We start from the raw sequence: 21,047 nt of genomic DNA, 5'->3' as shown, positions 1-21,047 counted from the left end.
GGATGCTTTTTGTGTTTATATCTCTAAAATCCTCTCAAGAGGACAATAGCTCGAAGTATATTTTTAGGATTGTCCCCTTGAGGAGACTTTAAGGGATTTTTTAATTAGGAAACTTCTTTCTAATTTCATCTAAACACAAATTATGAATACTTCCAATATGTGAATGTTCTTTTCCTAAATCGGGTTGGTAAGTTCCTGCTTGTACTTGGCTTCCAATTTTTTGATACGCTTCTCTAAAGCTCATACCATCAACCACTAAATTGTTTATGCTATCTACTGTAAATAAATATTGATATTTCTCATCGTTGAGGTCAATATCTTTTACAATGATTTGTTGAATGGAATACGTAAAGATGTCTAAAATATCCTTTACGTCTTCAAAAGCATTAATAATGTTTTCTTTTAGTAATTGAAAGTCTCTGTGGTAACCACTTGGTAAATTATTAGTAATCAATAACATTTCAGAATGTAAAGCTTGAATTTTATTACATTTTCCTCTAATCAATTCAAACACATCAGGATTCTTTTTGTGTGGCATAATGCTACTTCCTGTGGTTAACTCATCTGGAAATGTAATAAACCCAAAATTCTGACTCATATACAAGCAAATATCCATAGCAAAACGTGCCATAGTATTACATAAGCCACCTAGCGCACTTGCAATAGCACGCTCACTCTTTCCTCTACTTAATTGTGCGGCAACTACATTATATTTTAAAGTTGAAAACCCTAATTCTTTGGTCGTGATATCTCTATCAATAGGAAACGAACTTCCGTAACCAGCAGCCGAACCTAAAACATTTTGGTCAGTAATTTTTGAAACCGCATTTAAAACATAAACATCATCAATTAGTAATTCCGCATAGGCAGAAAACCATAATCCAAAAGAGGATGGCATAGCAACTTGCAAATGCGTGTAACCTGGTAAAAGTTTCGTTTTATGCGTTTCAGCAAGACCTAATAGTGTATCAAAAAACGTTTTAGTTTTATCATTTATGATTTGTAAGTTCTCCTTATAGTAAAGTTGAAGTGCAACTAAAACTTGATCGTTTCTAGAACGTGCTGTATGGATTTTCTTTCCGACGTCGCCTAAGGTTTTTGTGAGTTCATGTTCTATTTTAGAATGTACATCTTCAAAAGAATCTTCAATTGTAAATGTTCCAGCATCAATTGATTCGGCTAAAACTTTTAATCCTGATTTTAATTGCTCCAATTCATCAGAAGTTATAATTCCGATAGACTCTAACATCACAGCATGAGCTCTCGATGCTTCAACATCATATTTTGCGATATGCATGTCAATTTCTCTATCGTTACCAACGGTAAATAATTCTATTTTTTTATCTATTGAATAGCCTTTGTCCCAAAGTTTCATAATATATTCCTGCGAAAGCAGGAATCTCTGCTTTCATTTTTAGTTAAACTTTTATTGTTATGTCATTCCTGCGAAGGCAGGAATCTATTTTTAAATTTCAGTTTGTTTTTGGATTCCTGCATTCGCAGGAATGACAGCACTGTTATAATACCTTTTCCAACAACTTAATATACAAATCAACACCTTCCTCAATCTCAGCCAAATAAATAAACTCATCTGCGGTGTGCGAACGTGTACTATCTCCTGGTCCTAATTTTAATGACTGACAAGTTAAAACAGATTGGTCAGAAAGTGTAGGCGAACCGTAAGTTTCTCTTCCTAATTCAATTCCGGCTTTTACTAGCTCATGATTACTAGAAATTGAAGACGAATTTAATCTTAAACTTCGTGCTGTAATACTTGTACATGGCGATTTCTGAGTTAAAATATCAGCAATTTGTTGATTGGTGTATTTATCATTCACACGTACATCAACAACTAAATCCACTTCTGCAGGAACCGCATTATGTTGTTTACCAGCATTAATCTGCGTAACGGTCATTTTTACATCGCCTAAAACTGGCGATTTTCTTTCAAATTTATAGTCTTGAAACCATTTTAAAACATCAATAGTGTTATATATTGAATTGTCATTGTTTGGGTGTGCAGCATGGCTAGCAGTTCCTTTTACTTTAGCGTCAAAAACGACTAATCCTTTTTCTGCAACCGCTAAATTCATTAAAGTGGGTTCGCCAACAATAGCCACATCTATTTTTGGAATGATGGACAACATACTATTCAATCCGTTTGGTCCACTGTTTTCTTCTTCGGCAGAAGCTACAATGACTAAATTATAGTTGAGGTCTTTTTTGTTGTAGAAATATGTGAACGTAGCAATTAAAGATACCAAGCATCCACCTGCATCATTACTGCCTAAACCATATAATTTACCATCTTCTACAATGGCTTTTAATGGGTCTTTAGTGTAACCAGAATTTGGTTTTACCGTATCGTGATGCGAGTTTAATAATAGGGTTGGTTTGCTCTCGTCAAAATATTTGTTGGTAGACCAAATGTTGTGGTTGTTTCTTTTGAAAGGCACATTGTGTGTTGTAAACCAGCCTTCAATAAGCAATGCAGTGTTGTCTTCTTCTGCAGAAAATGACTGTGTTTCTATAAGTTCCTTCAGTAAAGCAATAGCTTCTGTTGTTAATTTTTCAATCATTTTGTAATGGTTGTATGTTTGTTGTTGGTATTGAAAAGCATATCTGATTTTCCGATACAAACTTTTTGAACGTTTTTATGTATTGCATGAAAACAGTTGTCTAATTTCGGCAACATGCCTTCAAATATGATATTGTTTTCTTTTAATGTTTTGTAGTTTTCTGTGTTGATGTTTTCAATAACAGAATCATCATTTTCTACATCTTCAAGAACACCATTCTTTTCGAAACAATAATATAATTCTGTATTGAAAATTGATGATAATCCGATGGCTAATTCTGAAGCAATCGTATCTGCATTCGTGTTTAATAATTGTCCATTTTCATCATGAGAGATTGCGCAAAAGACAGGTGTAATATTGTTGTTTAATAAAATCTCTAAAACATTTGTATTTACCTTTTTTACATCGCCAACAAAACCGTAATCCATAGTTTTAATAGGTCGTTTTTCCGAAACAATCGTATTTCCGTCTGCACCAGAAAATCCAATAGCATTGCAATTATTGGCTTGTAACTGAGCGACAATATTTTTGTTGATTTTGCCTGCATAAACCATAGTGATAATATCTAAAGTTTCTGGGTCTGTGATACGTCTGCCATCAGTCATTTTTACAGGAATATTCATTTGTTCGGCCAGTTTTGTTGCCAATTTGCCACCTCCATGAACCAAAACTTTTGGACCAACTATAGTCGCAAAATCTTTGAGAAATGCAGCTAGTGCTTCTTCATTATCGATGATGTTCCCACCTATTTTTATGACTTTTATTGTTTTCATTTTATAGTCTTTTGTCATTCCCTTGAAAACGGGAATCCACATTTATTAGTAATAGATTCCTGCCTGCGCAGGAATGACAATGAATTAAACCTGCTAGGTCTTAAGTTATTTATAAATCCTCTAAAATCTGCTTCAATACAACTTGAGCCGCAAAAGTTCTGTTATTTGCTTGTTGTATAACCACAGATTGCTCACTATCTAAAACAGCATCTTCCACCACAACATTCCGTCTTACAGGTAGGCAATGCATAAATTTAGCATTACCTAATTTTGCTTTAGTCATCATCCAATTGCTATCGTTATTTAGAATTTTTCCATAATCGTTATAGCTACTCCAATTTTTTACGTAAACAAAATCGGCATCTTTAAGGGCCTCTTCTTGATTGTGATTTATTGGCGAGTCTTTAGTTATTTCTGAGTTAAGCTCATAACCTTTAGGATGTGTAATTGTAAAATCTACATCTAAATCTTGCATCATCTCAACAAAAGTATTGGCAACCGCTTGTGGTAAAGCTTTTGGATGTGGTGCCCAAGATAAAACCACTTTAGGCTTCTTTTTCTCTGTTAATTCTGAAATAGTGATTGCATCCGTTAGCGCTTGTAATGGATGGGCTGTACTAGATTCCATATTAACTATTGGAACCGTTGCGTATTTTTTGAAGCTATTTAGTACAAATTCCGATTCATCCTTTGCTTTATCTTGTAATGTCGGAAACGCTCTTACCGCAATAATATCTGCATATTGAGAAATCACTTGTGCGGCTTCTTTTATATGTTCAGACCTGTCCATGTTCATAACTGTGCCATCTTCAAACTCTAAATTCCAAGCGTCATTTACGTTAAGAATCATAACGTCCATACCTAAGTTTTTTGCTGCTTTTTCAGTACTTAATCGTGTACGTAAACTTGAGTTGAAAAACAGCATAATTAAAGTCTTGTTTTTTCCTAGATGCGAATATTCAAAAGGACTCATTTTTAATAAAATGGCTTCTCTTATTGTTTCCGACAGATTAGATATGTCTTTTAACGTGGTATAATTTTTCATGTCGCTATTTTATTTTAGTAAAAGGTACTTTGTTTTCTATGGCATTAATAATAAAATTATCTTCCAAACCATTGACAATCCATGTTTCAATATTAGATTGTTTTGCTAAGGAAATGGCATCCACTTTAGATTGCATTCCACCTGTGCCATGAGACGATTTTGAATCTACCACTTCATTCATCAATACGCTAAAATCGTTGACTTCTTCTATGGTTTTTGGTGCTTTATTTTCCATAGATGCTTTAGTGTATATGCCGTTTGTGTTGGTGGCAATTATAAATAAATCTACATCTAAAAGTGATGCTGTTAATGCACCTAACTTGTCGTTGTCTCCAAATTTAATTTCGTCAGTGGCAACCGTGTCATTTTCGTTAATAATAGGAATGTAATTATTGCTAACCAATACATTAATGGTGTTTACAATATTGGTTTTACTCTCTTGTTTTTCAAAATCTGAATAAGATAATAGACATTGAGATGTCAGTAAACCGAGTTCTCTAAAAATTTCTTGATAAATCCGAATAAGATGTGGTTGGCCAATCGAAGCTAAAGCTTGTTTTACAAAGAGTTCCTTGCGTTTGCTCTCTAATTTTACAAACTGTTTGGCTACAGCAATGGCTCCAGAACTCACAATAATAAACTCATGAGAATCTTGAAGCTTCGCAATTTGATTTGCAATATCTTCAATTTTTCCTCTTGAAATATTATCGGTTTCTTTGGTTAAGGTATTAGAGCCGATTTTGAGTAAAATTCTTTTCTTTTTAGCCATTATTTATCGTGTTTGTCCATTTCCGAAAACGTACCATTTATTAGTGACTAAATGTTGTAATCCTATTGGTCCTCTTTGGTGTAATTTGTCTGTGCTTATGGCTAATTCTCCACCTAAACCTAGTTGTCCTCCATCAGTAAAACGTGTAGATGCATTGTGATAAACAGCTGCTGTATCTACATTTTCCATGAAGAGTTTCGCTGCGTCTTTATTTGTTGTTATAATAGAGGATGAATGACCTCCTGAATATGTATTTATCCAAGCAATAGCATCTTGATTTGATGCAATTTCTCCAATTACAATTTTATAATCCAAGAATTCTTCATGCCAAATAGAATCCGAATTTATCGTTTCTATAGTATCAAATTTTGAAATGTTTTCATCTCCTAAGATTTCAACATTATACGCTTTCAATTTTGAAATTAATGTTTTTATGAATGCTTCTTTATTTGGAAGATTTTTATCAATCAGAACTTTATCTACCGCATTACAAGCCGATATTTTAGCTGTTTTACCGTTGATAATAATATCTAGTGCAATTTTAAGGTCAGCTTCTTTATTCACATAAACAAAATTGTTGCCTCTACCACTGATTATAACAGGACATGTAGCGTGTTCTTTTACAAAAGCGATTAATCGTTCGCCTCCACGAGGTACAATTAAATCGACCTTTTGTGTTGGTTTTTCTAAGAATGCTTGTGTTTCTGTTCTGTTAAATTGCATATATTCTACCCAATCGGTAGAAGCATCGCATGCTATTAATGCTTGATGCCAGAGTTCAACAATTTTTAAGTTCGATTTTAAAGATTCCTTTCCACCTTTTAAAAGTATTTTGTTTCCAGATTTAAATGCAATTCCGGCTGCTTCAACAGTAACATCTGGTCGAGACTCATAAATGATTAAAACCGTTCCAAAAGATGCCGTTTTATTATACACTTGCATGCCATTATCATGCTTAAAACTAAAACGTTCTTTGCCAACAGGATCTTCTTGAGACGCTAGGTGTTTTGCAGCAGCAATCATTTCATCTACCTTAGAATCGTCAACCTTTAGTCTGTCGTACATTGAGATATCGTCGCCATTATAAGCGTCTAAATCTGTTTTATTTATGGCAATTATTTGGGCTCTTTCTTTTTCTAAAAGCGCAGCCATTTTAAGTAAAACTGAATTTCTTTTGTCTATGGATAATAAAGTATTCATAGTTATAGTGTTTTTTTTAAGGCGTCGAAAAATGTATCAACATGTTCCTTTTTTACCGTTAATGGTGGTAGAATTCTTAATAAATTAGGGTTTTTAGCGCTTCCTGTGAAAATATGTTGATCGTGAATTAAAGATTTTCTTAAGTCTGCAATTGGAAATTCAAATTCTAATCCCAACATTAACCCTCTACCTTTTATGTTTTTTATTTGTGGAGTTCCTTGTGCTTGTGCAATGAAGTATTTTGAAATTTCTTTAGCATGTTGCATTAAATTCTCTTTCTCTAATACATCTAAAACCGCTATTGATGCTGCACATGCTAAATGATTGCCACCAAAAGTGGTTCCTAACAAACCATAAGATGCTTTTATATTCGGGTGGATTAAAATGCCTCCAATTGGAAAGCCATTACCCATTCCTTTTGCTATGGAAATAATATCGGGTTCAATACCATGTTTTTGAAAAGCGAAAAAATCTCCGGTTCTTCCAAATCCGCATTGAATTTCATCTGCAATTAAAAGTGTTCCGTGTTGTTTACATGCAGCACTAATTTCTTTATAAAATTCGGTAGAAACTTCATCTAATCCACCAATACCTTGAATAGTTTCTATAATAACAGCACAAACATCTCCTTTTGATACTACTGCATTTAGGCTATCTAAATCGTCTAATTCTAAAAACTCAACCTGTTGTTGTGCATTAATTGGTGCTACTATTTTAGGATTGTCAGTTGCGGCAACTGCAGCAGACGTTCTGCCGTGAAATGAATTTTTAAATGAAACTATTTTACTTTTGTTAGTATGAAAAGAAGCTAATTTCAACGCATTTTCATTGGCTTCTGCTCCAGAGTTACATAAGAACAATTGATAATCTTCGCAACCAGATAATTTTCCTAATTTCTGAGCTAATTCAACTTGTAAAGGATTTTGAATAGAGTTACTATAAAATCCTAATTGATTGACTTGATTGCTAATGCTTTTTACATATTCTGGGTGAGAATGCCCTATGGATATTACAGCATGACCTCCATATAAGTCGAGATATTTTGTGTTATTTTCATCGTAAACATAGACATCTTTCCCTTTTACAGGTGTTATGTTGAACAAAGGATAAACATCAAATAAATTCATAACTGGTCGGTTTTAATACTGTTAATTTTGTCGAATGATGCTATCATTCCCTGAATTAAAGATGAGCTTAATCCTTTATGTTCCATTTCATTTAAGCCTTCAATGGTACAGCCCTTTGGTGTTGTTACTTTGTCTATTTCTTGTTCTGGATGATTGCCAGTTGTAATTAATAAACTTGCAGCTCCTTCGCAAGTATGCATGGCTAATTCTTGGGCTTCTTTGGCTTCAAATCCAAGTTGAATTGCCGCTTGAGTGGTTGCTCTAATTAAGCGCATCCAAAAGGCAATTCCGCTAGCGCAAATTACAGTAGCAGCTTGCATTTTAATTTCCGGAATTACAATAGAAGTCCCTAAATTATTAAATATGGCTTCTGCGACTTTTATTCTGTTTTTTCCATTTCCATTACTACACAGACACGTCATTGATTTACCAACAGCAATAGCTGTATTTGGCATAGCTCTTATTAAAATCTTATCATCTCCCACAATGTTTTCCATTTTTTCAATTGAAAATCCTGTAATGGTAGAAATCAGTACATGGTTTTCATGAAGTAAAGGTTTTATAGCGACCAATATTTTCTCCATGTGCGATGGTTGTACCGCAAAAATTAAGATGTCTGAATTTTTAACGGCTTCAATATTATCTGAAGTTAAGATAACGTCTTTATAGCCTTCAAATTCACTAATAGAATTTAAATTACGTTTGGTTAAATACAAGGATGTAATAGCATTGGTTGTAATCAATCCTTTTGCAATGGCCTTTCCTAAATTTCCGGTTCCTATGATTGCTATTTTCATCTTTATAGTTGTTAGTTTTTAGTTAGTAGTAATTAGTGCTTACTGTTGTCTAAATAATTTATTGATGTTTTGTCATTCCTTCGCAGGCAGGAATCTAATTTTTTTTACGAGTGGATTCCTGCCTGCGCAGGAATGACAGATGTTTAAAAATAATTCGCCTTTAATTGTAATCCTTCTGTTTCTTCATATCCATACATTAAATTCATGTTTTGCACTGCTGCGCCAGAAGCACCTTTTAATAAATTATCGATTGCACTTGTGATTAGTAATTTATTGCCGTGTTTTTCAAGACTAATTATACATTTATTGGTATTTACCACTTGTTTTAAAAATATACTTTCATCAGAAACAACAGTAAATACTGCGTCTTTATAATAGGTTTTGTAGAGTGTTTTAGCATCTTCTAGAGAACCTTCAAACTTTGTGTATGTTGTAGCAAAAATCCCTCTTGAAAAATCGCCTCTATTTGGCATAAAATTGATTTCGGAATTAAAGTTACTCTGTAATTGTTTTACCGTTTGGTTGATTTCTCCTAAATGTTGATGATTAAATGCTTTATAGTGCGAAAAATTGTTGTCTCTCCAAGTAAAATGCGTTGTAGCAGATAATGATGTTCCTGCGCCAGTTGCTCCAGTAACAGCATTAATATGTACGTCATTAGTTAGTAAACCTTTTGCTGCTAAAGGCAAAAGTGCAAGTTGTAAAGCTGTTGCAAAACAACCTGGATTTGCGATGTACTTAGCTGTTTTTATAGCTTCTTTATCTAATTCTGGTAAACCGTAAACAAATTCTTTTCCTTCAAAATTCTTGTCTGCAACTAACCTAAAATCATTACTTAAATCAATAATCTTAGTATCATCAGAAAATTTATTTTTTTCTAAAAATGCTGTTGAATTTCCATGACCTAGGCACAAGAATAATACATCTACATCTGAATTAATTTCACTCGTAAATTCTAAATCCGTAGAGCCAATTAAATCTTGATGCACTTTATATACTTTGTTTCCTGCATTAGATGTGCTGTAAACAAAATTAAGGTTTGTTTTAGGATGGTTAAGTAATAATCTAATCAACTCTCCAGCTGTATAACCTGCTCCTCCAATGATTCCTGTTTCTAATTTTTTCATATCTATTTCCCATGAAAATGGGAATCTTTTTAATTCAACCTGATTTTTAGTTTGAAACCTACAAGGTTTTATAAACCTGCTAGGTCTAGTCTGAATTATTTACCTGTTGATAAATTTTATTTTGGTTTCCAATAATTTTAATAAACCCTTTGGCGTCATCTGCCGTCCAAGCTTTGTTTTCTTCTCCGTAGGTACTAAATGCGCTAGACATTAAGTCGTGATCAGACACAATACCATCTAAAGAAAAATGATACGGTTTTAAAGTCACTACCACATTACCTGACACCATTTTTTGAGAACTTTGTAAAAAAGCTTCAGTATCTCGCATTACTGGATCTAAATACTGACCTTCATGCAAATGCATGCCGTAAAAACTAGATAAGTACTCTTTGTGCTGCAATTGCCATTTAGTCAACGTATGTTTTTCTAATAAATGATGTGCTTTCACTGTAATTAAAGCGGCAGCAGCTTCAAAACCAACGCGTCCTTTTGTGCCAACAATAGTATCTCCAACATGAATATCTCTTCCAATAGCATACGCAGAAGCAATGTTATTTAAGTTTTCAATATTTACTTCTGGTGCATTTTCTTGTCCGTTTAAAGCAACAAACTCTCCATTTTTAAATGTTAGTGTTACTTTTTCTTCTCCTTCTTTTACTAATTGAGATGGATAAGCTTCACTTGGTAAAGGCTTTTCAGATTTTAAAGTTTCTACACCACCAACACTTGTTCCCCAAAGTCCTTTGTTTACTGAATATTTAGATTTCTCCCAATTCATGTCAATTCCTTCAGATTTTAAATAGTCTATTTCTTCTTGTCTGGTTAATTTTTGATCTCTAATTGGTGTTATAATTTTAATACCAGGTGCTAAGGTTTGAAAAATCATGTCAAAACGTACTTGGTCGTTTCCTGCGCCTGTACTGCCGTGAGCAATGTATTCTGCATCAATACTTTTAGCATATTCAATAATTTCTATGGCTTGAATAATACGTTCTGCACTTACAGATAATGGGTATGTTGCATTTTTTAAGACATTCCCGAAAATTAAATACTTGACTACTTTATTGTAAAACGTAGCTACTGCATCAATGTTTTTATAGGTAGAAACACCCATTTTATAAGCATTACTTTCTATGTGATTAATCTCTTCAGTATTGAAGCCACCTGTGTTTACACTTACAGCATGCACATCGTATTCTTTTGATAAACTTACTGCGCAATAAGAGGTGTCTAATCCACCACTATATGCTATTACTAATTTCTTTTTCATTTTTCTACTATATTGTTTTCACTTGTAAAATGAGTTCGCATTTAATTGCTAGGTTCATCTTTTTTATCTTTTTTTAGGAACATAGTTTGTTTTAGATTTTTCAATCTTATCCATGCCTTTTTATCGTAATTGTGTTCTTTTGGTTTTGTTTCTTCAGTTTTTTTAGGGTCGTATAGCATGCCTGTACATAAGCACATCTTTTGTTCTGTTCTTGTTAAAACATCAAAATTCTTGCAGGTTTGGCAACCTTTCCAAAAGGATTGGTCGTCTGTTAATTCTGAAAACGTAACAGGTTTGTAACCTAATTCACTATTCATTTTCATAACTGCTAAACCAGTTGTGATACTAAATACCTTAGAGTCTGGGAATTTTGTTCTAGAATGTTCGAAGATGACTTTTTTAATTTTCTTAGCTAGCCCTTGATTTCTGAAATCTGGATGAACAATTAAGCCAGAATTAGCAACAAATTTGCCGTGTCCCCAAGCTTCTATGTAGCAAAAACCAGCAAATTTGTCGTCATCTAATGCGATAACCGCATTGCCATTTTCCATTTTAGAAATAATATATTCTGGTTTTCGCTTTGCAATACCAGTACCTCTAACTTGAGCAGCATCTGCAATAGTGTTGCATATCGTTTCTGCGTATATGCTATGTGATTTATCAGCAATGACAATTTTCATTGTTATTGAGTTTTAGTATTAAAATTGTAATTTTTTGTTTTGAGATTCCTTTCGTCAGGAATTTGGCTTTATAAGCAGAACTGGACACACCTAAGTTCTATAAATAGAAGTACACCCTAAGGGCGACGTCGAAAATTGCGACGTACTAATACATTGTTATATTTTTCAATAACTGTACCTAAAAAGAAAAATGTATTTGGAAAATGATTCATGATTAATAAATATAAAAACGGATTAACTAATTGGCTTTTGAAGTAATAGCATTAGCGACGTCGTCTGCGTATTGGCAAACTAATGGGTCTTTCGTTTTTATTTGTCGTTGTAATCATTACGTAAAATTATAAATTAATATTGAATAAAGGTCTTAGTGTCTATTGTTATTTGAAAAGAATTAGGAATTTCGCAATATTTTTAAATTAAATTGTGAATATTATATAAATCATTAATTCTTAGTACTATAAATTATAGAATATAATCAGTGCTCACAAAATTTGAAGCTTTTGAATCCATTAAATCTTTTAAAATATCATTATTGTAGTCGTTGTCTTTTGATGCTACAAAAGTTCTAATTGAAAAAGAACGTAAGGCGTCATGAACACTTAAAGTGGCAACTGCTGAATCTTTTCGTCCTGTAAATGGATAAACATCTGGTCCGCGCTGACAAGAACTGTTTAAATTCACTCTACATACTAAATTTACAAGTGTATCAATCAATGGTGCTAAGGTGTTTACATCTTTACCAAATAAACTTACTTGTTGTCCGTAGTTTGACTCTGCCATATCATCTAAAGGTTCTTCAATATCTGAAAATGGTACTATTGGAATAACTGGCCCAAATTGTTCTTCTTGAAACACTCTCATTTCTTTAGTTACAGGATATAAAACGGCAGGAAAAATATAATTTTCTGTAGTTTCTCCTCCTTTGGTGTTAATGACTGAAGCTCCTTTTTCTAAAGCATCATCAATTAAACTTTGAATATATAATGGTTTATCTGGTTCTGGTAATGGTGTTAGTTTAGCGCCATCTTCCCATGGATTTGCAAATTTAAGTGCATCTACTTTTGCTGCAAATCGTTTGTTAAATTCTTCCACAACAGCTTCATGTACGTATAGCACTTTTAAAGCAGTACATCGCTGACCATTAAATGAAGTTGAACCTGCAATACATTCGTCTATGGCTAAATCTAAATCTGCATCTGGTAAGACAATTGCAGGGTTTTTTGCTTCTAAACCTAAAACTAAACGTAACCGATTACTTTTAGGATGCTGATTTTGTAAAGCATTTGCGGATTTGCTATTTCCTATTAAAGCTAAAACATCAACTTTTCCGGATTGCATAATTGGTGCAGCAACGGTTCTTCCGCGTCCATAAATAATATTGACAGCTCCTTTAGGAAAACTATCTCTAAAGGCTTCTAGTAAAGGTGATATTAATAAAACACCATGCTTTGCTGGCTTAAAAACAACTGTGTTTCCCAAAATTAAGGCGGGAATCAATAAAGCAAATGTTTCATTTAATGGGTAATTATAAGGGCCTAAACAAAGTACAACACCTAAAGGCCCTCTTCGGATATGTGCATTTACACCAGAGCTCTTAACAAATTTAGCACTATCACGATCCATTTGTTTATAATCTTCAATGGTGTCGTATATGTACTCCACAGTTCTGTCAAACTCTTTTTCAGAGTCTGGAAGGTTTTTACCAATTTCCCACATTAGTAATTTTACAACTTCAGCGCGCTTGGTTTTCATTTGTTCCACAAACTTCTCCATGCAAACAATGCGGTCTTCAACCTTCATTGTTGGCCATAAACCTTGTCCTTTCTTGTATGCAGATTCTGCAGAATCTAATGCTCTTAAAGCTTCTTTTTTGCCTAGCGTAGGAATTGTACCTAGTAGTGTTGGTGCATAGTCCGTAGTAGAAGATATAGTTGAATACACCTTTGAAGTTTCTCCTCTCCAAGGTATTAAGCCACCTTCAGCTAAATAGGTGTTTTGGTTAATTAAGGATTTAATTTGAAACTCTTCTGGAATATTCATGATTGTTGTTTTAAACTAAGAATTGAAATAAATCGGGTTTATCGTTGAGGTAATCTCCAAAGAACTTATGAAGTTTCATTTTTGATATTAATGGTTCTAAATCTTCGGGCGATTTTAATTGTATACCAACGACTGCAACGTCATTTTCGCGATTTGCTTTTTTTGTGTATTCGAAGTGCGTGATATCATCGTTTGGTCCTAATATATCTACAACAAAATCACGCAAAGCACCTGTACGTTGTGGGAATTTAACAATGAAGTAATGTTTAAGATTAGCGTAGAGTAGTGCACGTTCTTTGATTTCGGCAGTACGTGTAATATCATTGTTACTTCCACTAATAACACAAACGATATTTTTTCCTTTAATCTCGTCTTTAAACTGTTCTAAAGCAGAGAGACTTAATGCACCAGCTGGTTCAGCAACAATGGCATCTTTGTTATATAATTCTAATATCGTTTGGCATATTTTACCTTCATCTACAGTAACAACACGATGTAAATTTTCTTTGCAAATCGCAAAATTTAAATCGCCCACTCGCTTTACAGCTGCTCCATCTACAAAGCTATCTATAGATTCTAATTTAATATTTTTATTAGCTCTAATTGAAGTGAGCATTGCAGCAGCACCTTTTGGTTCTACACTAATAATTTTTGTTTGAGGCGATAATAATTTAAAAACCGAAGATAAACCAGAAGCTAATCCACCACCACCAACAGGAACAAAAACATAATCAATAGGATGCTCTTTTGCTTGGTCAATTATTTCTAAACCAACGGTTGCTTGTCCTTCAATGACTTTTTCATCATCAAAAGGATGAACAAAAGTTTTACTCATCTCTTCGCTTTGCTGCATAGCTGCATGGTAAGCATCGTCAAAAGTGTCGCCAACTAAAACAACATCAATAAATTCTTCGCCAAACATTTTTACTTGTTCAATTTTTTGACCAGGTGTAGGCGACGGCATAAATATGGTACCTTGTATTTTTAGAAGTTTACAAGAAATAGCAACACCTTGTGCATGATTTCCTGCGCTAGCACATACAATTCCGTTTTCTATTTGAGCAGCATCAAGAGAAGAGATTTTATTATAAGCACCTCTAATTTTATAAGATCGGACTTCTTGCAAATCCTCTCGTTTAAAATAAATGTTGGCTCCAAATTTTTTAGAATACCTAGCATTTTTAACTAAAGGTGTTACAGAAGCAATACCTCTAAGTTTTTCTGCTGCAGCCTCAATAGCTTCTAATGTTGGTCTGTATGTGGTTTTTGTTTCTTCCATGTTTTCTTCCCACGAAAGTGGAAATTTTATATTTAAATTACAGTTTCATAATGCTCAACATTAGGGAAAGGATCATAGTAATGATGTAATAATGCCTTCCATTTTAAATAAGCTTCAGAGGTTCTAAATCCTATATTATGATCTTCAATTGTTTCCCAATCTACAAGCAGAATGTATTTGTTTTTTTGCTCAATACATTTTTTTAATGAATGACTTTTGTAGCCTTTAATTGAACTGATATACTGTCCTGCTTTTAAAAAGTCGATTTCAAATTGCTTTTCTAAATTGTCTTTAACGTATAAAATAGCAACTTCTAATATCATGATTCATTTTGCATTTTAGAAAAACACCTGTCAGATTAATTAAACCTGACAGGATGATTATAATTTATGCTAAAACAGAATCACTTGCTTCAACATCAGATTTAATAACTTTCATAGCTGTCATTGCTGAACGTAAACGTTGACCAACAGCTTCAATTGGATGATTTCTAATAGCATCATTAACGGCAATTAATTCTCCGTTATCTACTCCGTTTGAACTAGAAAATGGCTTGCCAATAATACTTGTATCTACTGTTTTCATAAAATCAGTCAATAATGGCTTACAGGCATGGTCGAATAAATAACAACCGTATTCTGCAGTATCAGAAATTACGCGATTCATTTCAAATAATTTCTTTCTTGCAATTGTATTCGCTATTAATGGTAACTCATGTAACGATTCGTAATAAGCAGAATCTTCAATAATACCTGCGCTTGTCATGGCTTCAAAAGCTAATTCTACTCCAGATTTTACAAAAGCTACTAATAATACGCCATTGTCAAAATATTCTTGTTCTGAGATATGATCTGTAGTTAATGCTGTTTTTTCAAAAGCAGTTTCTCCAGTTGCAGCTCTCCATGATAATAAGTTAACATCATCATTTGCCCAATCTTCCATCATTGTTTTAGAGAAATGACCTGAGATAATATCGTCCATATGCTTTTCAAATAAAGGACGCATAATATCTTTTAATTCTTCTGATAATTGGTGCGCTTTAATTTTAGCTGGATTAGATAAACGATCCATCATGTTGGTAATTCCACCATGTTTTAAAGCTTCAGTGATGGTTTCCCAACCAAACTGAATTAATTTCCCAGCATAACCTGGTTCAATTCCTTCTTCAACCATTTTATCAAAAGATAAAATTGCGCCTGTTTGTAATAGTCCACAAAGAATAGTTTGCTCTCCCATTAAATCAGATTTAACTTCAGCAACAAACGACGATTCTAAAACACCAGCTCTGTGTCCACCTGTAGCAACAGCATAGGCTTTTGCTTGTGCCCAACCTTTTCCTTCTGGATCATTTTCTGGGTGTACAGCGGTAAGCGTTGGTACACCAAATCCACGCTTGTACTCTTCACGAACTTCACTACCAGGACATTTTGGTGCGACCATAATTACGGTTAAATCCTCACGGATTTGTGTACCTTCTTCAACAATATTAAAACCATGAGAATAACTTAAAGTTGCACCTTTTTTCATTAAAGGCATTACTGTATTTACTACATTGGTATGCTGTTTATCTGGCGTTAAGTTTAACACTAAATCTGCAGTTGGTATTAACTCTTCGTAAGTACCAACAGTGAAACCATTTGATGTTGCGTTTTTGTAAGATTCACGTTGCTGATCAATTGCAGCCTGACGTAATGCATAAGAAATATCTAAGCCAGAATCTCTCATATTTAAACCTTGGTTTAGACCTTGCGCGCCACAACCTACGATTACGATTTTCTTTCCTTTTAAAGCGTTCACACCATCTTCAAATTCTGAAGCGTCCATAAAACGACACTTTCCTAATTGCTCTAATTGTTCTCTTAATGGTAATGTGTTAAAATAATTTGACATTGTTTCTAGTTGTTTTTAAACCTATTTTAGTCTATTAATTTGTATTAATGTTGAAATGTTTCTAGTAATGTTGAGATTTTCATTTCGTCTTTAGTAACAGCTACTCGTCCAGAGCGCGTAAATTGCATAATTCCGAAAACATTTAATTCTCGGTAGAGTAAATCAATTTCTTCTTTTCTTCCTGATTTTTCAAGAACAAAGAATTGTTTGTTTACAGTGACAATTCTGGCATTACTTTCTTTTATAATATTTTGAATTTGACGTTCATCAAATAATAATTCTGATTTTATTTTAAATAAACACGATTCTTGATAAATGATTTCATCGTCGGTATGATAAAAAGCTTTGATGACTTCAACCTGCTTTTCAATTTGGCCAATGATTTTTTTCATTTGAGACTCTGTAATATTCACAACAATTGTAAATCTTGAAACACTCTCAATCTCTGAAGGCGATGTGTTAAGACTTTCAATATTCATGTGTCTTCTTTGAAATATTGCAGAAATTCTATTTAGTAATCCTATATTGTTTTCCGTATATATTGAAACGGTATATTGTTTGTTTTCCATAATTAAGATAATCTGATGTCTGAAACGCTTGCACCTGTTGGTATCATTGGGAATACATTGCCTTCCTTTTCAACTCTTACTTCTAAGAAATATGGACCATCACAATCTATCATTTCTTTTACAGCCGCTTTTAAATCTTGTCTTTCTGAAACTTTCTTTGCATCTATGTGATAACCTTTAGCAATAGCAACAAAATCTGGATTTACCATTTCTGTTGACGCATAGCGCTTGTCAAAAAATAATTGTTGCCACTGACGTACCATACCAAGGAATTCGTTATTCAATACCACAATTTTAACGGGTACTTTTTGCTGAAAAATGGTTCCTAATTCTTGAATATTCATTTGGTAACCACCATCTCCAGCAATCATTACAACCTCACGGTCTGGTGCTGCCATTTTTGCTCCAATCGCAGCAGGTAAAGCAAATCCCATTGTTCCTAGGCCACCAGAAGTAATGTTGCTTTTTGAAATATTAAATTCGGCATAACGACAAGCAATCATTTGGTGTTGACCAACATCACTGACAATAGCGGCTTTTCCTTCTGTTTGAATGTTGATTTCTTTCAACACTTCTCCCATCGTTAATCCTTCTTTTGTAGGATGTAAGTCATTTTTAATAACCTTATCGTATTCAATTTGGTATAAATCTTTAAACTCTTGATGCCAATCTGTATGTGAATTAGTATTCAATAGTGGCAAAAGCTTTTTTAAGCTGTCTTTAGAGTTACCAAGAACAGCAATATCAGTTTTTACGTTTTTATCTATTTCAGCAGGATCTATTTCAAAATGAACGATTTTAGCCTGCTTTGCATAAGTTGCTAAATTACCAGTAACACGATCATCAAATCGCATTCCGATAGCAATCAAAACATCGCACTGGTTTGTTAAAACATTTGGCGCGTAATTTCCATGCATACCAACCATTCCAACATTTAGTGGATGAGACGTTGGTATTGCAGAAGCTCCCAAAATAGTCCATGCAGAAGGAATTCCCGCTTTTTCAATAACCGCTTTAAATTCTTCTTCGGCTTTACCTAAAATGACACCTTGTCCCCAAACTATTAATGGCTTTTTTGCGCTATTAATCAGTTCTGCTGCAGCTTTTAATGCAGTTTCATCAGTTTTTGGTACAGGTTTGTAACTTCTAACACCTTTACATTTTTCGTATTTAAAATCGAACTCTTCAAACTGAGCATCTTTAGTAATGTCTATTAAAACTGGTCCTGGTCTTCCGCTTCTTGCAATGTAAAATGCTTTTGCTATCGCTCCAGGAATTTGAGATGCTTTTGTAATTTGACAATTCCATTTTGTAACTGGTGTTGAAATACCTACAATGTCAGTTTCTTGAAAAGCGTCACTTCCTAATAAATGAGATCCTACTTGACCAGTAATGCAGACTAAAGGAGTAGAGTCAATTTGAGCATCTGCAATACCGGTTATTAAATTTGTAGCTCCTGGTCCTGAAGTTGCCATTGCGACACCAACTTTTCCAGAAATTCGTGCATAACCTTGGGCAGCGTGAGTAGCACCTTGTTCATGACGTGTTAAAACATGATGAATTTGATCTTGATATTTATATAATTCATCATAAACAGGCATTATCGCTCCTCCTGGATACCCATAAAGCGTTGTAACACCTTCTGCTAATAGACACTTAATAACTGCTTCACTGCCAGAAATTCTTTCGGTAGTTTCAGTGTCTTTAGAATTGTTGTTCATAGTTTGAGTTTCTTTCATCTCATTTATTTTTGATATCCATTAATTAATCTTATTTGTAACAAGATCTAAATAAGGATTACTTTTTGTAATAATTGTTCTTTGTCTAAAACTCATCAGTTACACATCCTTTCGATGCTGATGAGACTGTTTTAGCATATTTGTATAAAACACCACGTTCAAATTTTAATTCTGGTGCTTTCCATTTTGCACGTCTTTTTTGTAATTCAACTTCAGAGACTTCTAATGAAATTGAATTTGTTTCGGCATCAATAGTAATAATATCTCCATCTTTTACGACAGCTATTGTTCCTCCTTCTTGTGCTTCTGGTGTAATGTGTCCTACAACAAAACCATGCGTTCCACCTGAAAATCTTCCATCAGTAATTAAAGCAACGTCTTTACCTAAACCTGCGCCCATAATTGCAGCAGTTGGTTTTAGCATTTCTGGCATTCCAGGTCCACCTTTAGGGCCTTCATACCTAATGACGACGACATCTCCTTTTTCGACTAGGCCATCTCTAATGCCATCGTTTGCTGCATATTCGCCTTCAAAAACCTTTGCCTTTCCTCTAAAACAAAGTCCTTCTTTGCCAGTAATTTTGGCAACACTACCTTCAGTGGCTAAATTTCCATACAACATTCTTAAATGTCCAGAAATCTTAATGGGTTCTTCAATTGGTTTTATAACATCTTGACCTTCTTTTAAGTCTGGAACGTCCAATAGATTTTCTGCAATTGTTTTTCCAGTAACGGTTAAACAGTCACCATGAATTAATCCTTTCTTTAATAAATATTTCAATACAGCAGGAATTCCGCCTACGGCATGTACATCTTCCATTAAATATTGTCCACTTGGTTTTAAATCTGCCAAAAATGGTGTATTGTCACTTATATCTTGAAAATCTTTTAAAGTAAAATCGATTTGAGCAGCTCGAGCAATAGCTAAAAAGTGTAATACAGCATTAGTAGAACCACCTAGAATTGTGACTAGTCTAACGGCATTTTCAAGAGATTTTCTTGTTATTATATCTGAAGGTTTAATATCTTTTTCTAATAATAGGCGTAAAGCTTCACCAGCTTTTACTGATTCTTCTTTTTTGGCATCACTTAGTGCGGGATTAGACGAGTTAAAAGGCAAAGTCATTCCAAGAGCTTCAATAGCAGATGCCATTGTGTTTGCGGTGTACATTCCACCACAAGCTCCAGCGCCAGGACATGCTTTTTCAACTATATTTTGGTATTCACCTTCATCCATAGTTCCAGCAACTTTGCTTCCCCAAGCTTCAAAGGCAGAGACAACATCTAATTTTTTACCGTTATGGCAACCAGAATCAATAGTACCACCATAAACTAGAATTGAAGGTCTGTTTAAACGAATCATTGCCATTAATGCGCCAGGCATATTCTTATCGCAACCGACTACTGTTACTAATCCATCATAGCTCATGGCTTGAACTACAGTTTCCATAGAATCTGCAATGATATCTCGAGAAGGTAATGAATAACGCATTCCTGGTGTTCCCATAGAAATGCCATCACTAACACCAATAGTATTGAAAATTAAACCGACGACATCTTCATTTTTTGTGCCCTCTTTAACCAATTTAGCTAAATCATTGAGGTGCATGTTACATGGATTGCCTTCGTAACCTGTACTTGCAATACCAACGATGGGTTTAAAGAAATCTTCTTTTGTTAAACCAATTGCATGAAGCATTGCTTGTGCTGCAGGTTGCGTAGGATCTTGGGTTACTGTTTTGCTGTATTTATTTAGTTGACTCATAGTTTTATTTAGGCAAAATTGATTTGCAGAAACTAAATTAATTGATAAACGTTGGTTGTGGAATTAACTTCATTATTTTTTTCTAAATTCAGTTGTTGTAGGCTGGTAGTTAAAATGTTGATATTCAAATTTTTAGACTCAAATTAATATGATGTTCAAAATGAATTAAATTTTTAGTTAACGTTTTAATCTAGCACTGATGAATACATTGATTAATGATTTTTAAAAATATGATTTTAATAAAAATATAATTTAAATGTTTAATTGAGGTATAAAACCAAAAAACCCGATTCGTTTGAATCGGGTTTTTGATGGTGGTGCCTCCAGTACCACTTTTTGGTTTATTGTATGTTATCTTATTTTAACTGATATTATTTGTATGCCTTATTATAACTGGT

General features: G+C 33.8%; 18 protein-coding genes. All 18 read right to left on the bottom strand.

The genetic code is table 11. From position 1 onward, the window contains the following. Positions 1-100: 100 nt before the first annotated feature. On the bottom strand, positions 101-1,375 hold the full coding sequence (gene argH, locus Q0891_RS12320) for an argininosuccinate lyase (RefSeq protein ID WP_299102023.1): 1,275 nt from the start codon (positions 1,373-1,375) through the stop codon (positions 101-103). Positions 1,376-1,517: 142 nt separating this feature from the next. Continuing rightward, on the bottom strand, positions 1,518-2,579 hold the full coding sequence (locus Q0891_RS12315; protein ID WP_299102021.1) for a M20 family metallo-hydrolase: 1,062 nt from the start codon (positions 2,577-2,579) through the stop codon (positions 1,518-1,520). After that, positions 2,576-3,352: an acetylglutamate kinase gene (argB, locus tag Q0891_RS12310; RefSeq protein WP_299102020.1), complete on the bottom strand. Its 777-nt coding sequence runs from the start codon at positions 3,350-3,352 to the stop codon at positions 2,576-2,578. Before argB ends, Q0891_RS12315 begins: the two co-directional genes overlap by 4 nt. A 109-nt stretch (positions 3,353-3,461) precedes the next feature. Further along, positions 3,462-4,397, bottom strand: coding sequence for an acetylornithine carbamoyltransferase (locus Q0891_RS12305; RefSeq protein ID WP_299102018.1), 936 nt, complete (start codon positions 4,395-4,397; stop codon positions 3,462-3,464). A 4-nt stretch (positions 4,398-4,401) separates the two neighbouring features. Then, positions 4,402-5,166, bottom strand: coding sequence for a glutamate 5-kinase (gene proB, locus Q0891_RS12300; RefSeq protein ID WP_299102016.1), 765 nt, complete (start codon positions 5,164-5,166; stop codon positions 4,402-4,404). A gap of 3 nt (positions 5,167-5,169) precedes the next feature. Then, positions 5,170-6,366: a glutamate-5-semialdehyde dehydrogenase gene (locus tag Q0891_RS12295; protein WP_299102014.1), complete on the bottom strand. Its 1,197-nt coding sequence runs from the start codon at positions 6,364-6,366 to the stop codon at positions 5,170-5,172. A 2-nt stretch (positions 6,367-6,368) separates the two neighbouring features. Further along, on the bottom strand, positions 6,369-7,493 hold the full coding sequence (locus Q0891_RS12290; protein ID WP_299102012.1) for an aminotransferase class III-fold pyridoxal phosphate-dependent enzyme: 1,125 nt from the start codon (positions 7,491-7,493) through the stop codon (positions 6,369-6,371). After that, on the bottom strand, positions 7,490-8,290 hold the full coding sequence (proC, locus tag Q0891_RS12285) for a pyrroline-5-carboxylate reductase (RefSeq protein ID WP_299102010.1): 801 nt from the start codon (positions 8,288-8,290) through the stop codon (positions 7,490-7,492). The genes Q0891_RS12290 and proC overlap by 4 nt, the downstream gene beginning before the upstream one ends. A 143-nt stretch (positions 8,291-8,433) precedes the next feature. Further along, positions 8,434-9,417, bottom strand: coding sequence for an N-acetyl-gamma-glutamyl-phosphate reductase (argC, locus tag Q0891_RS12280; RefSeq protein WP_299102007.1), 984 nt, complete (start codon positions 9,415-9,417; stop codon positions 8,434-8,436). Between the two features lie 85 nt (positions 9,418-9,502). After that, entirely contained in the window at positions 9,503-10,687 is a 1,185-nt protein-coding gene (locus Q0891_RS12275) for an argininosuccinate synthase domain-containing protein (RefSeq protein ID WP_299102004.1), read from the bottom strand. A 41-nt stretch (positions 10,688-10,728) separates the two neighbouring features. Continuing rightward, the gene (locus Q0891_RS12270) at positions 10,729-11,367 is read right to left on the bottom strand and encodes a GNAT family N-acetyltransferase (RefSeq protein WP_299102002.1); all 639 of its coding nucleotides are present in this window, start codon (positions 11,365-11,367) and stop codon (positions 10,729-10,731) included. A gap of 462 nt (positions 11,368-11,829) precedes the next feature. After that, positions 11,830-13,407, bottom strand: a complete 1,578-nt coding sequence (locus Q0891_RS12265; RefSeq protein WP_299102000.1) for an NADP-dependent glyceraldehyde-3-phosphate dehydrogenase — start codon at positions 13,405-13,407, stop codon at positions 11,830-11,832. A gap of 10 nt (positions 13,408-13,417) precedes the next feature. Beyond that, on the bottom strand, positions 13,418-14,686 hold the full coding sequence (gene ilvA / locus Q0891_RS12260) for a threonine ammonia-lyase IlvA (protein ID WP_299101998.1): 1,269 nt from the start codon (positions 14,684-14,686) through the stop codon (positions 13,418-13,420). Positions 14,687-14,718: 32 nt separating this feature from the next. Then, on the bottom strand, positions 14,719-15,009 hold the full coding sequence (locus tag Q0891_RS12255; RefSeq protein ID WP_299101996.1) for an antibiotic biosynthesis monooxygenase: 291 nt from the start codon (positions 15,007-15,009) through the stop codon (positions 14,719-14,721). 64 nt (positions 15,010-15,073) lie between these two features. After that, positions 15,074-16,576 carry a ketol-acid reductoisomerase gene (ilvC, locus tag Q0891_RS12250; RefSeq protein WP_299101994.1) on the bottom strand — a complete coding sequence of 501 codons (1,503 nt, stop codon included), beginning with the start codon at positions 16,574-16,576 and terminating at the stop codon, positions 15,074-15,076. A gap of 44 nt (positions 16,577-16,620) precedes the next feature. Then, positions 16,621-17,145, bottom strand: coding sequence for an acetolactate synthase small subunit (gene ilvN / locus Q0891_RS12245; protein ID WP_299101992.1), 525 nt, complete (start codon positions 17,143-17,145; stop codon positions 16,621-16,623). A gap of 2 nt (positions 17,146-17,147) precedes the next feature. Beyond that, the gene (ilvB, locus tag Q0891_RS12240; RefSeq protein ID WP_299101990.1) at positions 17,148-18,884 is read right to left on the bottom strand and encodes a biosynthetic-type acetolactate synthase large subunit; all 1,737 of its coding nucleotides are present in this window, start codon (positions 18,882-18,884) and stop codon (positions 17,148-17,150) included. A gap of 85 nt (positions 18,885-18,969) precedes the next feature. Further along, entirely contained in the window at positions 18,970-20,649 is a 1,680-nt protein-coding gene (ilvD, locus tag Q0891_RS12235; protein WP_299101988.1) for a dihydroxy-acid dehydratase, read from the bottom strand. Positions 20,650-21,047 lie beyond the last annotated feature (398 nt).

Source organism: uncultured Winogradskyella sp., from assembly GCF_947498005.1.
GTDB lineage: Bacteria > Bacteroidota > Bacteroidia > Flavobacteriales > Flavobacteriaceae > Winogradskyella.
Note: the sequence above shows the minus strand (reverse complement) of the source record. Positions and strands in the feature narration are given on the sequence as shown.